This window comes from Candidatus Polarisedimenticolia bacterium (assembly GCA_036001465.1).
Lineage (GTDB): Bacteria > Acidobacteriota > Polarisedimenticolia > Gp22-AA2 > Gp22-AA2 > Gp22-AA3.
On the sequence record DASYUH010000022.1, the window covers coordinates 111,168 to 126,601 of the forward strand.

Here is a 15,434-nt window from a genome sequence, read left to right on the forward strand (position 1 = left end):
CACCCGGGAACCGGATGGCGCCGACATTCTATCAATTTGCTGCGGGGTTCTCGGCCTTGTAGCGCATCGCCATGTCGATGCGGCTGCGGCCGCTCGGGTGATCGAAGAAGAGGATCTCTTCCAGAGGCCCGGGAGCCAGCTTGCGGTACTCCCCTAGCTTCAGCGCCACCTCCGCGGCGCCGTCCGGCTGGCGCGAGGCGTTCAGGCCGAACAGGTCCGCCTCGGCCTCGAGGGTGCGGGTGAACGAGTTGATCACCGGGCTGATGGCGAACAGGTAGGTGAGAAACAGGAGCAGCACCAGGGGCATGCCCGCCAGGTCGCCTATGCCGCCCACCTTCCATCGGGCCCCGAAGCGGCGCAGCATGCCGTCGAACGAGACTTTCAGGAAGACGGCTCCCAGGATGATGACCAGGGCGTTGAAGACGGCGCCCTCGTAGTTGTGGTGCAGGACGTAATGGCCCATCTCGTGTCCCATCACCGCCTGGATCTCGGGCAGGGTGCAGCGCTTGAGCAGGTTGTCGTTGAGCGAGATGCGCTCGGTCCCCATGAAACCGGAGACGTTGGCGCTGATGCGGGTGGTCTGCCGCGATGCGTCGAAGACGAAGACGTCGTTCACCGCGATGCCGTTGGCGCGGGCGAGGCTCAGGATGGGCCCCTTGATGGCCGGGTCCTCGAGCTTGGTGAAGGTGTTGAACAGCGGAAGGATGAAGACCGGGGCCACCAGCTGGACGAACATCGCGAAGGCCACGGCCACGAGGGATCCCCAGACCCACCAGGCGCGCACCCTCCGCAGCACCGCGTACAGGACCGGGAAGATGAGGGCCCCGAGCACGACGTTCACGAGCAGGACCTTGCCGAAATCTCCCAGCCAGGGTCCGAACGTCTGGTTGGACAGGCCGTAGGCGTGCTCGCGGACGAACCCCTCGTAGACGGACAGCGGGAACTGCAGGACGGTCCAGGTCACGAGAAACTGCGTCCAGTAGAGCCCCGCCTGCATCCAGCGGACGCGGCCGAGGCTCTCCGCCCGGTCCCGCATCCAGGAGGACGCCCCGGTCGCGAGGAGGATCCAGAAAACCGCGGCGGCATACAGAAAGTCCCACAGGGCGATCCAGTAGCCCCCCTCGAAGTAGGCGTCGGAGCGCTCCCGCTTCTCCGGCGGCACGCTGGCCAGCCAGGCTTCGGTCGCGGCCTTCGGATCAACGGCGGACGCGGCCAGGGTGTCGTGGCCATCCCCTGACGTGGCGGCCACTGGTTGCCCGGTCGCGGGCTCGGCAGCCGCCGCCTGCACGCCCGGGGCCGGCACGACCGCTGCGCCGAGAAGCACCGACGCCAGGACGGCCCCGGGAAACAAGCCTCGCGAACGGAATCTGGGACGACGCACGATCACCTCCTTCCCACGGCGCTGCATCATACGTCGCCGCCTGTGCCTTCGTTCCCTCTTCTCGGGTATTCTTCCCGGGAGTGTGTCCGGGTATTCGGCGTGAGGGACGAGACGCGATGACGCTGCAGCTGGGCTTTCACGGCGCGGCCGGCACGGTGACCGGCTCCCGGCATCTTCTGACTTCGGAGGAGACGAGCGTCCTGGTCGATGCCGGGATGTTCCAGGGACTGAAGGAGCTGCGCGAGCTCAACTGGACGAGGCCCTCGTTCCGGCCCGACCGCGTCGACCACGCCGTCCTGACGCACGCGCACATCGATCACTCCGGATACCTGCCGCGCCTGGTGCGCGACGGATTCCGCGGCACGGTGCACTGCACGCGCGGCACGGGGGAGCTCGCCCGCCTTCTCCTCCTGGACGCGGCTCATCTTCAGGAAGAAGACGCCGAGTACGCCAATCGGAAGGGCTTCACCCGGCACGCCCCTGCCCTGCCGCTGTTCACCGCCCGGGACGCCGAGGCGGCCCTCGGGCGCCTGGTCTTCGCCGGCTACGGCTCCTGGATCGACCTGGGGAAAGGCGTCCGCGCCCGCCTCCACAACGCCGGGCACATCCTGGGATCCGCCATGGTGGAAATGACCGTCGAGCGGAGCGGCCGGACGCGGACGGTGCTCTTCAGCGGCGACGTCGGCGGCTACGACATGCCGCTCCACCCCGACCCGGCGCCGCCGCCCCCCTGCGACGTCCTGGTCATGGAATCGACTTACGGCGACCGGCAGCACAGCCGTGAGCCGCTCCAGGAGCAGCTGCGGTCGGCGCTCCTCCCGACCCTCGAACGGCATGGCACCGTCCTCATCCCGGCGTTCGCGGTCGGAAGGGCCCAGCAGGCCATCCTCCTTCTCGGCGACATGATGAAGGCGGGCACCCTGCCGCACGTGCCGATCGACCTCGACAGCCCGATGGCGGTCGACGCGACGCGCATCTACGCGACGCACCTGCGCGATCGGAGCCTCGACCAGGGCGTTCTGGCGGGCGGGACGAGCCGTCTCAATCCCGAGGGACTGCGCTTCCACCGCACGGTGGAGGAGTCGAAGGGGCTCAACGACCTCCCCGGCCCGCGCATCATCATCTCGGCCAGCGGCATGCTCACCGGCGGCCGCGTGCTCCACCATCTGGCGCGGCTGCTGCCGGACGACGGGAACCTGGTGCTTCTGGTCGGCTACCAGGCGGCCGGCACGCGCGGGCGCGCCCTCCTCGACGGCGCCCCGGAGGTGAAGCTGCACGGCGCCCAGGTGCGGTCCCGCGCCCGCATCCTGGCGCTGCACGGGCTGTCGGGCCACGGCGACAGCGACGAGCTGCTCCGCTTCCTGCGATCGGGCGGGGCGAAGCCGCGCGCCGTCTTCGTGACGCACGGCGAGCCGCCGGCGGCCGCCGCGCTGGCGCGGCGCATCGAGAAGGAGCTCGGGTGCCGCACGTTCGAGCCGCGCCTCGGTTCGGTCTTCGACCTCGACGCCATCCTCGGCGACTGACATGCCCGAGCTGCCCGATGTCGTGGTCTACGTCGAGGCCCTGCGCGAGCGGACCCTCGGTCGCCGGCTTCTGGCGGTGCGGCTCAGGAGCCCGTTCCTCCTGCGCAGCGTCGATCCGCCTCTGCGGCGTGCCGAGGGGCGCACCGTCGTCGGGCTGCGCCGCATCGGCAAGCGGATCGCCGTGGAGCTCGACGGGGGCCTGTTCCTCGTCCTCCACCTGATGATCGCGGGGCGGCTGCACTGGAAAGCGGCCGGCGCGAAGATCCCCGGCCGGATCGGCCTGGCGGCCTTCGATTTCGACGCCGGGACGCTGCTTCTCACCGAGGCCGGCCCGAAGAAGCGCGCTTCGCTCCACGTCGTTCAGGGCGAGGGCCCGTTGCGGTCCTTCGGGCGCGGCGGACTCGAGATCCTGGACGCGGATCTCCAGGCCTTCCGCGCGGGACTTGGCGCCGAGAGCCACACGCTCAAGCGGGCGCTCACCGATCCGCGGCTGTTCAGCGGCATCGGAAACGCCTACTCGGACGAGATCCTCCATCGGGCCCGCCTGTCGCCGATGCGGCTCACGCGGCGCATGAAGGACGACGAGACGGCGCGGCTGTTCGACGCCTGCCGCGGCGTCCTTTCCGAGTGGACCGATCGGCTCCGGCGCGAGCGCGGCCCGGGGTTCCCCGGAAAGGTGACCGCGTTCCGCGACGGGATGGCGGTCCATGGGCGGTTCGGCAAGCCGTGCCCGCAATGCCGCACCCCCATCCAGCGCATCGTCTACGCCGACAACGAGTGCAACTACTGCCCGCGCTGCCAGACGGAGGGGAGGATCCTGGCCGACCGCGCCCTGTCCCGGCTGCTCCGGGACGACTGGCCCAGGACCATCGAGGAGCTCGAGGCGGGGCCGGGGGAAGACGGCTCCCCACCCTAGTGGCGCCAAGGTCGCTATTCCGCGTACATCGACTCGATCAGGTCGGCGAATTTCTGTTCGATGACGCGCCGCTTGACCTTGAGGGTCGGGGTCAGCTCCCCCGCATCCTGCGTCAGGTCCTTCGGCAACAGGCGGAATTTCTTGACCGTCTCGTAGGACGGCAGCCCCGCCATCTTCGCCTCGACGCGGCGGCGGAACAGGTCGATCACCTGGGGATGCCGGATGAGGTCCTCGACTCGCGTCAGGGGGATCTGCTTGCGCAGCGCATAGGATTCCAGGAGTTCCGGGTTGGGGACGATGAGCGCCGAGATGAAACGGCGCCGATCGCCGATCAGCACGGCCTGGGTGATGAAGGGATCGGTCTTGAGCAGGTTTTCCAGCGGCTGCGGGGCCACCATCTTGCCGCCCGATGTCTTCAGGACCTCCTTCTTGCGATCGGTGATTCTCAGGAAGCCGCTGTCGTCCAGCAGGCCGATGTCGCCCGTCGCGAACCAGCCGTCCCGGATCGCCTCGGCGGTCGCCTCCTCGTTCCGGAAGTACCCCTTCATGACGTTCGGGCCGCGCACCAGGATCTCGCCGTCCGGGGCGATCGTCACCTCGACTCCCGGGACGATCGGGCCGACGGTGCCGAGGCGCGCCCGGTCGAGGGTGTTGACCGCGACGACCGGGGAGGTCTCGGTCAGGCCGTATCCCTCGAGAATGCGGATGCCGGCGGCGTGGAAGAACTCCGCGATCTCGACCGCCAGGGGCGCGCTGCCGGAGACGAAGAACCGCAGCCGTCCCCCCAGCTTCTCCCGCACCTTCGCGAACACCAGACGATCGGTGACGGGATGGAGAAGGCGGATCGGCAGCGGCGCGGTGCGCCCGTCCAGCCGGGCGCGAGCCCGGGCCCTCCCGACCTTGAGCGCCAGGCCGAAGATCAGGCGGCGCGCCGGGGACGAGGCGCGCACCGCCGCCATGATGCGCGCGTGGATCTTCTCGAACATCCGCGGCACGCCGGCCACGACCGTCGGGCGGATCTCCGGGATGTTCTGCGGCGCCGCCTCGATCGACTCGGCGTAGGCGATCGTCGCCCCCGCCGTCAGGTAGACGAACTCGACCATCCGCTCGAAGACGTGCGTCAGAGGCAGGAGCGACAGGGCCACGTCCTGCGACGTGAACGGGATGACCGCCAGCGTGGCGTTGACGTTCGAGGCGAAATTCGCGTGCGTGAGCATGACGCCCTTGGGCGCGCCGGTCGTGCCGGACGTGTACAGGATGCTGGCCAGGTCGCCGGGCCCGACCGCCCCGCGGGCCGCATCGAAGCGGCCCGGGTCGGCTCGGTCGAGGGCCTCGCCGTCGCGCCGCAGCGCGGACCACGATGTGGCCTGGGGCGGCAGGCCCTGAGCGGGAGGATCGAGGACCACCAGGCGCTTCAGGACAGGCAGGGATCCGAGGACCGGGAGGACCTTGGCCATCTGGGCCCCCGTCGAGACGAACAGGACCCCTGACTGGCTGTTCTCGAGGATGAACCGGATCTGGTCCGTCAGGAGCGTCGGATAGATGGGCACGATCACCGCTCCGAGGTTCAGGGCCGCGTGGTCGAAGATCGTCCACTCCGGCCGGTTCTCCGACAGGATCGCGACCCGATCGCCACGGCGGACGCCGAGCGATTCGAGACCGCGCAGAAGCGACCGCACAGTCGTCGCGAACTCGTCGGTCGAGATGTCCTTCCAGGCGCCCTGCGACTTGTAGCGAAGCAGGTCCGGCTTGCGGGGGCCGGACTGGAGGCGCGTCAGGATGTCGCAGAGGGTGTGGATGTCCACCGCGGCGCATCTTCCCCGAGGCAAGGCCCCTTGTCAACGGCCTCCTCGTGCTAGCATTCCCGGCCCAGGCATGACGGACAAGGGCCTGCTTCTCATCCCGGCGCTGCTCGGGGCGCTGACGCCTGCCGCCACCGGCGCGCCATCCCACGGCGCGCACGGGGCGGCGACGGGGGGGCCGCCCCCCGCCGTGGCGGCGCCACCCGCCACGACGGTGCCGCTGCTCGGCAATCTCGGCTCCCATCATCACGTCATCGCCACGGGTTCGGACAAGGCGCAGCAGTACTTCGACCAGGGGCTGCGCCTGGTCTTCGGCTTCAATCACGACGAGGCGGAGCACGCCTTTCTCGAAGCGGCGCGGCTGGATCCGGACTGCGCCATGGCCTTCTGGGGCGTCGCCCTGGCCCTCGGGCCGAACATCAATCTGTCCCTGGACCCGGAGCGCAACGCCCGTGCGTACGACGCGATCCAGACGGCCAGGACCCTGTCCGCGCAGGCGAGCGAGCCGGAGGCGGCCTACATCCGGGCGCTGGGCGCGCGCTACTCGCTCGATCCGGCCGCCGACCGCGCGGTCCTCGACCGCGCCTACGCGAAGGCGATGGGCGAGCTGTCGCGGCGCTACCCCGACGACCTGGATGCCGCCACGCTCTATGCCGAAAGCCTGATGGACCTGCGCCCCTGGAAGCACTGGAACAAGGACGGGACCCCGGCCGAGGAGACCGAGGAGATCGTCTCGGTCCTCGAGTCGGTTCTGAAGCGCGACCCGCTGCATCCGGGGGCCAACCACTACTACATCCACGCCGTCGAGGCCTCGCCGCACCCGGAGCGGGCGATCCCGAGCGCGAAGCGGCTGGAGCGGCTCGTCCCCGGGGCCGGCCACCTGGTGCACATGCCGGCGCACGTCTACATGCGGACCGGCGATTATGCCGGTGCGGTCAAAAGCAACCGGGTCGCCGCCGAGGTCGACGAGGCGTACATCCGCTCGAGGCACATCACCGGCATGTACCCGGTCATGTACTACGCCCACAACCTGCATTTTCTTGCCATGGCCGCAGGCATGGAGGGGAACTCGGCCGCGGCGCGGGACGGGGCCGTTCGGCTCGCGGCGTTCCTCAAGGACGCCGTCGCCGACATGCCGATGGCCGAGTTCATGCTGCCCGCGCCCCTCTATGTGGCGCTGCGGTTCCAAGGCTGGAACGACGTCCTGCGCCAGCCCGCTCCCGACAGGCTCTTCGCGACGACCGCCGCCCTGAGGCACTTCGCGCGCGGCGTGGCGCACGCCGCCTTGAAGGACGTGAAGCAGGCGGAAGCCGATCGGAGGGAGTTCGACGAGGCCAGGGGGCGCGTCCCTTCCGATGCCCTGTTCAACCTGAACACGAGCGCCGGCGTGCTGGAGGTCGCCGCGGCCGTCCTCGACGCACGAATCGCCTCGGCCAAAGGGGACCACGCCGCCGCCCTCTCCGCCTGGAGAAAGGGGGTGGCGGCCGAGGAGAGGCTGAACTATGACGAGCCGCCGGTCTGGTACTACCCGGTGCGCGAGTCCCTGGGCGCCGAGCTGTTGCGGGCGGGCAAGCCCCAGGAGGCGGAGAAGGTGTTCCGCGAGGACCTGGCGAAGAACCCGCGCAACGGCCGGTCCCTGTTCGGCCTGTGGAAGAGCCTGGCGGCCCAGAAGAAACGGCAGGAGGCCAAAACCGCCCGGCGCGATTTCGAAGCGGCCTGGAAAAACGCCGACGTCGAGCTGGAACTTTCCGATCTCTGAGGAGCCATCACATCATGCGACTGGTCCGCCGGTGTTGTCCCGTTCTCCTCGTCCTGCTGTTCGTCTCCTTCCTTGCTTCGCCAGGCATGGCGGGACCCGGCTCCTCCGGGGACGCGCCCGCCGTGGAGACCCGCGTCACGGTCATCAAGGGGGCGACGGTCATGGACGGCACCGGCTCCCGGGGGCGCAGGGCGAACGTCCGGATCGAAGGGGACCGGATCGTCGATGTGGGCAAGGCGGCGCCGCCGCCGGGGGCCATCGTCGTGGATGGCGCGCGGCTGGCGCTGGCCCCGGGGTTCATCGACACGCACAGCCACGGGGACGACCAGATCTTCGATCACGGCGACGCCCTGGCGGTCACCAGCCAGGGGATCACCACCCTGGTCGTCGGCCAGGACGGCGGATCGTACTTTCCGCTGGCGCGGTTCTTCCGGAGGCTCGAGCGTCACCCGGCGGCCGTCAACGTGGCGTCCTACGCCGGCCACGGGACGCTGCGCGAGCGCGTGATGGGGGACGATTTCCGCCGGCACGCCACCGACGCGGAGGTCGGCTCGATGAAGCGGCTGCTCGAGAAGGAGATGCGCGCCGGGGCGATCGGCCTGTCCTCGGGCCTGGAGTACGATCCGGGGATCTACTCCGCGCCCGAGGAGGTGATCGAGCTCGCCCGCGTCGCCGCCGCGCACGGCGGCCGCTACATCAGCCACATCCGCAGCGAGGACCGGTACTTCTGGAAAGCTATCGACGAGATCATCGAGATTGGCCGCGTCGCGCGGCTGCCGGTCCAGATCTCCCACACCAAGCTGGCGATGCTCAAGTGGTGGGGCCAGGCGGACAAGCTGATCGCCCGCCTCGAGCGGGCCCGCGCCCAGGGCGTGAACATCACGGGCGACATGTATCCCTACCTCTACTGGGAATCGACGCTGACCGTGCTCTTCCCCGAGCGCGACTTCGAGGATCGCGCGGCCGCGGCCCTCGTGCTCAAGGAGATCTCCCGGCCGGACGGGCTCCTGCTGACCCAGTTCGACCCGGAGCCGTCCTACGCCGGGAAGACCGTCGCCGCCATCGCCAGGATGCGCCGGAGCGATCCGGTGACGACCCTCATCGACCTGATCCGGATGTCGGAGGCCATGCGGAAAGAGACCGGCCGCGGGGCCGAGAGCGTGATCGGCACGAGCATGCAGGAGCCGGACGTCGAGCGGCTGATGGCCTGGCGCTGGATGAACTTCTGCACCGACGGCTACCTGGAAGGGCCGCACCCGCGCGGGTTCGGCAGTTTCCCGCGCATCCTGGGGCGCTACGCGCGCGGCCGGAAGGTGATGACCATCGAGGAGGCGGTGCGCAAGGCCTCGGCCCTGGCCGCGGCGAACATGGGGTTCACCGATCGCGGCCTGATCAAGCCCGGCCTGCGCGCCGATCTCGTCCTGTTCGACCCGAAGACCGTGATCGACAGGGCCACACCCGCCGAGCCGCACGCCCTCTCGGCGGGCATCGACAAGGTCTGGGTCAACGGCGTCCTGGTGTTTGCCGACGGGAAGGCGACCGGCGCGCGCCCCGGGCGCGTGCTGCGGCGGGGCGGTTCGCAGGACGGCGGTTAGGAGCCTGTCCAAGTATCGGGCCGGCTCCTAGTCGTGCGGGTGCCTGTGGTGCAGGTCCGGCGCGTGCGGGTGGGAGTGCGTCAGGGGAGCGTGCCGGTGCGGGTGGGCGTGACGCGCGGCGCCGGCCGTCTCCGGGTCGTGGTCGTGCCGGTGGTGCTCGTCGTGCACGTGGGCGTGATCGTGTTCCATCTCCTCGTGCGTGTGCTCGTGATCGTGTGTTTCCCGCAGCATCAGCCCCAGCCCCAGGCCCATGATCGCCATTGCCGCGAGATCGGCGCCGCCGAGGCGCTCGCCGAGGACCGGGGCCGACACCAGGGCGCCCGCGAACGGCGCGGTGGCGAAGTAGGCGGCCACGCGCGCCGCCCCGAGCTCGCGCAGGGCGCGGAAGAACAGGAGGATGCTGGCGCCGTACGACACGACGCCGAGGAGGAGCGCCCAGGCCGCCGGCCGCGCCCCCGGCAGCGGCTCCCCCGCGAGACCGGCGACGAGCAGCATCAGGATGCCGCCGCTCAGCCCCTTGAGGGCGCCGAGGGCGACCGGGTCGCGCAGCGACAGCCGCTGGTTCAGATTGGTGTCGACCGCCCACGCCGCGCAGGCGAGCGCGATCGCCACGACACCCACCCACTCGGTCCGCATCCCTCCCGCGCCGTAGCCGACGATCACCTCACCGAGGACGATCAACCCCGCCGCGACCGCCTGGCGCCAGCCGATGTGCTCGCGGAACCAGAGGACGGCGATCAGGATCGTCAGCGGCGGCTCGAGGTTCAGCAGGAGCGACCCGGTGACCGCCGACAATCTCTGGAGGCCCAGCATCATGAGGGACGGTCCGAGAATCGACCCGCACAGGATGGCGGCCATGAGCAGCGGCAGGTCGGCCTTCTTGAGGGCCGTCTCGAGGACCCGCGGCGTCCCGCCGGCGCGATCCCGCCGCCAGGGGAGGCGGGAGACCAGCCCGAGCCCCGCGCCGACGTAGAGCAGGCCCGCGAGGGTCATGGGACCGGTGTCCCGAAGCAGGAGCTTGGAGAACGGCGCGCTCGCCCCGAACAGCAGGGCGGCGCCGAGCGCCATGGCCGCTCCGCGGGCATGGGTCTTCTCGATGCGCACGAGTCGAGGGGGGACGGTGAGAGGTGCCCGGTTCGGCCTACTTCTTGGACTTCGTCGCGCCGGCGGTGCGCTTGCGGGCCGGCGCCTTCTTGGCGCGCCGCTCCGGCGCGGCGATGTCGCTGCGCTGCAGTCGGACGATGCTGCTCACGAACTTCCGGCGACCCGCCTGATCGAATTCGATCGTGGTGGTGGACGGTCCGATCTCGGTGATCGTGCCCGGACCGTAGTCCTCGTGCTGAATCCTCTCGTTGACGGAAAAGGCGCTCGGGTTCTTGGCCAAGGGGGCCCTCCTTGCAGCCCCTATGATAACACTCCGGAGGACGGACCGATCGCCCGGAGGTTCCCCTCCGTTCGGGCCTCAGCCTTCCGCGTGCATTTCCTTTCATGGCGATCATGGTTCCCCGGTGATGCCCAACCCCGACCTTCAAGAAATCCGTTGACAAGTTTGCTCAACGCGGTAATTAGGGATACTAGTCTCCAGTACGACGTGCATCCTGTTCAGTGTGGGGGAGATGTGTCCAGGACGCCCGGCAGGGGCGTGACGGTCACTGAGGACGGCCAGCTGGACGAAAGGGTCCCCATCGCCACGGGGATCGTCCGGGCTGGCACGGCCAGGTTCCTCCGACCCGTCACACGGTTGCTCACGGGGACTGCGGCGCTCGCGGCCCTTCTGTTCGTGGCGCGGCTCGTCGTGGCGGCCGGTACCGTCACCCTGTACGTCGACGACGGCAGCACCTGCACCACCGGCTGCGGCAGCCAGGCCGCCCCATTCCGGACCATCACCGACGCCATCAACGACGCCGACTCCCGCATCGTCGCCGGCACCGCCAGTGGCGCCACGATCCAGGTCGCCGCCGGCACCTATTCCGGGCACATCTACATCTTCCCCAACATTCATGTGATCTGCGAGAGCCCGACCAACACCACCATCAACGCCACCGGCGACGGGCGGTCCGCCGTCATCCTCGCCGCGGGTCTCACCGGCCGGGTGCGCACCGACTTCTCCATCCGCAACTGTCGCATCACCGGCGGCGTCGGCGAGGCGCGAACCTCCTCCTCCCGCGTCTCCGGGGGCGGCGTGTTCATCCTGGGTGACGCCGTCGTCAGCAACAACGTCATCACCGGCAATATCATGGCCGGCACCGAGCCCAACTGGGTCGGCGCCGGCGTCTATGTCGGCTACGGCGACCCCATCATCATCGGCAACGTCATCACCGGCAACGTCGCCAACCCGCCCCCCCTCGGCGGCGGCTCCAACGACTCCCTCGGCGTCGGTGGCGGCGTCCACGTCGAGGGGAACGGCATCGGGCTCGTCGTCACGCACGCCCGCATCGAGGCCAACACCATCGCCGACAACGTGGCCCAGGGAGAGGTCGGCAAGGGGGGCGGCGTTCGCGTCGACGGCTCTCCCGGAACCCTGGTCACGCGCAACCTCATCTTCGGCAATCGCTCCGCCTTCGGCGGGGGCGGCCTCATGGTCTACGGCAACGTCACCGTCGCGGACAACCTGGTCTACGGCAACTCCTCCAGCCAGTACGGCGGCGGCCTCAATCTGTACCAGGCCACCGCGCGCGTCATCAACAACACCATCTTCGGCAACAGCCTCACGCTCGCCAGCACACCCTCGGGTTACGCCTACGCCAACTACGGCGGCGGCGCCTGCGTCGATGCTCTCATCTCCCAGTCCGGCAACCCCCAGGTCCTGATCTCCAACAACCTCTTCGCCGGCAACACCGTCACCCCGGCTGGCAACAGCGCCGGCCTTCACAGCCACATCACCAGCCCCATCATCACCTACACCGATTTCTGGAACAATCTGAAGGTCCCCGCGACCCTCGACAACATCGGCGGCGACTTCGTAGAGGCGCAGGTCATCGGCGTCAACAACAACACCGCCCTCGACCCGCGCTTCACCCATCCCCCCCTGTTCGCCGACGTCAGCGTCGCCGCCGGCTCCACCACCACCGTGGCCGTCCTCATGGCCTCGCGCTATCTCGCCAACCAGGTCCTCGAGTTCAACAACGACGGCGTGGCGCGCACCATCACTGCCGTCAACACCTCCACCAACGTCCTGACCTTCACCCCGGCCCTGCCGGCCGCCTCCCAGGCCTTCAAGCTCCTGGCCAACTGGGGAAGCTCGACCGACGCCACCGAGGACTTCCGCCTGCAGGCGACTTCCCCCATGGTCGACGCCGGCACCAACCTGCCGGCCGCCGGCGTTCCAGTCTCCGCCCTCGACCTCGACAGCCAGCCCAGGATCCAGGACGGCAACAACGACAGCATCGCCACCGTCGACCTCGGCGCCTACGAGTTCCAGGTGCCCGACTGTGACGGCGACGGCGTGACGAACGCCCTCGACTGCGCCCCGTGCCTGGCCACGGTCCAGTCCGTGCCCGGACCGGTGGGCCCGACGCTCCGCCTTGGCGCCGGGGCGCCGACGGTCCTGACATGGGCCAAGATCCCCCAGGCGTATGTGTTCAACGTCTACCGGGGCACCTTCGGCATCGGCACGCCCTTCTCGTACAACCACGTCTGCCTGGAGATCGGCTCCCCCGACCTCGCGTCCCAGGATGCGGCGAACCCGCCGCGCGGCTCGGCGTTCTACTATCTGGTCAGCGGCGTCAACGTCTGCATGGAGGGGTGCCTCGGCCTGGTGTCGCCTCCGGGCGCATGCGAGATCCCCAACCCGTCCCCCTGCTCCATCAACACGACCGTCGACACCGACGGGGATACGGTGAGGGACATGGACGACAACTGCCCGCGCACCGCCAATACGGTTCAGGCCGACGGGGACCGGGACAGCGTGGGCGACGCCTGCGACAACTGCCCGACCCGGGCCAACCCGGACCAGGCCGACACCGACGCCGACGGCTCGGGAGACGCCTGCCAGGACACCGACCATGACGGCTTCCCCTTCGACGTGGACTGCAACGACCTCGATCCGTCGGTCCACCCGGGCGCCCTCGAGCTGTGCAACGCCATCGACGACGATTGCGACTCGCTGATCGACGAGTCCCTGGGCATCACCACCTGCGGCACGGGCGCCTGCGCGCGCCAGGTCAACAACTGCGTCGGCGGCGTCCCGCAGACCTGCACCCCGGGGACGCCGAGCACCGAAGTCTGCAACGGCCTCGACGACGACTGCGACGGGGCCGTCGACGAGAACCTCGGATCGACGACCTGCGGGGTCGGCGCGTGCAGCCGCACGGTCACGGCCTGCATCGGCGGCGTCCCGCAGACCTGCACCCCGGGGACGCCGAGCACCGAGGTCTGCAACGGCATCGACGACGACTGCGACGGTACCGTCGACGAGGGCTTCGCGAACGTCGACACGGACGGCGACGGGATCCTCGACTGCCTCGATCCGGACGACGACAACGACCTCGTGCCGGACGCCTCGGACTGCGCGCCTTTGATCAACAGCTACAGCACCATTCCCGGCGAGGTCGGCCCCACGCTCAAGTCGTCCTCGTCGACGCCGCCGGAGTCGTTCGCCTTCACGCCGATCGCCCAGGCGAACGTGTTCCAGGTCTACCGCGGGTCGGTGCCGATTTCGTCCCCGCAGACGTATCTCACCAACATTTCCTGCAAGCTGGCCGAGATCACGACGTACGGGTTCAACGAACCGGAGATCCCGCCGCGCGGCACCACCTTCTATTACCTGATCGCGGGCACCAACGGCTGCGGTGAGGGGACCATCGGCCTCACCTCCGCAGGCCAGCCGCGTCCCATCGCGGTCCCCTGCACCGCGCAGGGGCGCAACTCGGACACCGACCCGGTTCTCGACATCGACGACAACTGCCCGCGCCTCGCCAATCCGGGCCAGGCCGACCGTGACCATGACGGGCGGGGCGATGTGTGCGACAACTGCCCCGACGTCTTCAATCCCGGGCAGGAAGACAGCGACGGGAACGGCACCGGCGACGCCTGCTAGGAGTGTGTCCGAGCGCGGAACACCTCGGCGGGCCCATCCACGCTCTGGCTCTCCCACTCGACGCTGCCCCGCATCGCCTCAGCCAGGGGGGCGTCGCGCGGCAGGATCGCCAGGGTCACTCCCGCCTCCCGGAGCCCCTCCTGCCAGCCCGGGCGCGCCAGGTAGATGTCGGCGTAGCGCATGAAGAAGGCGTCGCCGTACATGTCCCAGCGACCGTCCACGTAGACGCGCGCCTGCGGCCATTCCAGGATCAGGTACCCCCCCCATACGTCCGCGGAGAAAACGGGGCCCTCCGGGGCGGTCCCCGAGGCCTTGAGGGCCGCCACGGCGCCGACCGGGAATTGCGCCGGGTCGAACCCGGTCCCGGGCATCCCCCCCGACAGGGCGAGGGCCGCGACACACGCGAAGACGGCGAGCAGGGGCCATCCTCCGCAGCGCACCTCGCGCGCCCGCAGCATCTCCAGCAGGGCGCGCGTCGGCGCGTCCGCCTTGACTCGCAGCATCGCCGAGGCGCCCCCGGAGATGACCAGCGCCCCGAAGACCACCAGGACCTCGACGTGGCGAATCGAAAGCAGGGCCATCAGCGCCGACACGCCCAGCGCCAGGAGCGTGCCCGGGTGGGGGACCGACCTCCCGAGATAGCCGCAGACGATCCCGGCGGCGCACAGCGCCAGGAAGATCAGGAGCGCCACCCCGGCCCGGTCGTCGAACGCGGCGGGCGCGAACTCGGTGGTCGCCCGCAGGGCCGGTCCCTTCGAGGCGAAAAACCCGAGGAGGTGCAGCGGCAGGCGCCAGCCCCAGGGGTTGACCAGGGTGCACGCGAGGGATGCGGCGGAGGCCAGGAGGAGCGGCACGAGGAGCGACCGCCCGCGGGAGGTCAGGAGGGCGCCCGCGGCATAGCAGCCGAGCGCCACGAACGCGACCAGGAAGCCGCCGTGCACGTTGGCCCACAGGAGCAGGAGCGGCGGCAGGACGGCGAGGCCGCCGCGGCCCCGCGTCCCGGCGCAGATCTCCTCGAGGAGGAGGGTCACCATCACCAGGAACAGGACCGTGAAGAGATGCGGGCGCGCCAGCCAGTGCGACGACGCCGTGGCCGCGGCCACCACCACCGCGCCGAAGGCCGCCACGACGTCGTCGCCGCGCCGCACCAGGAATCGAAAGAGCAGCACGTGCGCCAGGGCGATCAGGATCGCCGCCGCCGCGAGCAGGCCGGCCCACGAGGCGGCGCGCCAGGCCAGCGCCGAAGCGAGGTCCGCCAGCCATTCGTGCGCGAACCACTCCGAGCCGGCCCGCGTCCCCGAGAACGGATCGACGCGCGGGATCTCCCGGTGGTCGAGAATCCAGAGACCGGTCGCCACGTGAGTCGCCGCGTCGGCGTCGTTGAACAGCCGGTGGGAGCCGCCCAGGACGACGAGGGCCA

Annotated in this window: 10 protein-coding genes; 5 read left to right on the forward strand and 5 right to left on the reverse strand. The window is 70.0% G+C overall.

Translation table 11 applies throughout. The features are described 5' to 3' along the window. Window positions 1-31 precede the first annotated feature (31 nt). Window positions 32-1,381: a M48 family metallopeptidase gene (locus tag VGV60_05150; protein ID HEV8700642.1), complete on the reverse strand. Its 1,350-nt coding sequence runs from the start codon at window positions 1,379-1,381 to the stop codon at window positions 32-34. Between the two features lie 116 nt (window positions 1,382-1,497). Between VGV60_05150 and VGV60_05155 the strand changes: the two genes are divergently transcribed. Further along, on the forward strand, window positions 1,498-2,904 hold the full coding sequence (locus VGV60_05155) for an MBL fold metallo-hydrolase (GenBank protein HEV8700643.1): 1,407 nt from the start codon (window positions 1,498-1,500) through the stop codon (window positions 2,902-2,904). A 1-nt stretch (window position 2,905) separates the two neighbouring features. Continuing rightward, window positions 2,906-3,820 (forward strand): DNA-formamidopyrimidine glycosylase family protein, encoded by a 915-nt coding sequence (locus VGV60_05160; protein ID HEV8700644.1) that lies wholly within the window; start codon window positions 2,906-2,908, stop codon window positions 3,818-3,820. A 14-nt stretch (window positions 3,821-3,834) separates the two neighbouring features. On the opposite strand, the gene VGV60_05165 is transcribed toward VGV60_05160, so the two are convergent. Further along, a complete protein-coding gene (locus VGV60_05165) occupies window positions 3,835-5,649 on the reverse strand; it encodes a long-chain fatty acid--CoA ligase (protein HEV8700645.1) in 1,815 nt (604 codons plus the stop codon). A 46-nt stretch (window positions 5,650-5,695) separates the two neighbouring features. Between VGV60_05165 and VGV60_05170 the strand changes: the two genes are divergently transcribed. Together VGV60_05170 and VGV60_05175 are read left to right on the forward strand one after the other, a co-directional pair. Beyond that, complete coding sequence (locus VGV60_05170) at window positions 5,696-7,381, forward strand: hypothetical protein (protein ID HEV8700646.1); 1,686 nt, start codon at window positions 5,696-5,698, stop codon at window positions 7,379-7,381. Between the two features lie 14 nt (window positions 7,382-7,395). Beyond that, on the forward strand, window positions 7,396-8,976 hold the full coding sequence (locus VGV60_05175; protein ID HEV8700647.1) for a D-aminoacylase: 1,581 nt from the start codon (window positions 7,396-7,398) through the stop codon (window positions 8,974-8,976). Between the two features lie 27 nt (window positions 8,977-9,003). On the opposite strand, the gene VGV60_05180 is transcribed toward VGV60_05175, so the two are convergent. After that, entirely contained in the window at window positions 9,004-10,044 is a 1,041-nt protein-coding gene (locus VGV60_05180; protein HEV8700648.1) for an EamA family transporter, read from the reverse strand. 73 nt (window positions 10,045-10,117) lie between these two features. Next, complete coding sequence (locus tag VGV60_05185) at window positions 10,118-10,360, reverse strand: hypothetical protein (protein HEV8700649.1); 243 nt, start codon at window positions 10,358-10,360, stop codon at window positions 10,118-10,120. A gap of 258 nt (window positions 10,361-10,618) precedes the next feature. Here VGV60_05185 and VGV60_05190 point away from each other — a divergent pair, with 258 nt between their 5' ends. Then, window positions 10,619-14,014 carry a MopE-related protein gene (locus VGV60_05190; GenBank protein ID HEV8700650.1) on the forward strand — a complete coding sequence of 1,132 codons (3,396 nt, stop codon included), beginning with the start codon at window positions 10,619-10,621 and terminating at the stop codon, window positions 14,012-14,014. Here VGV60_05190 and VGV60_05195 read toward each other — a convergent pair. Continuing rightward, window positions 14,011-15,434, reverse strand: a 1,424-nt coding sequence (locus VGV60_05195; GenBank protein ID HEV8700651.1) for a hypothetical protein, incomplete at its 5' end; no start/stop codon positions are given. The genes VGV60_05190 and VGV60_05195 overlap by 4 nt on opposite strands.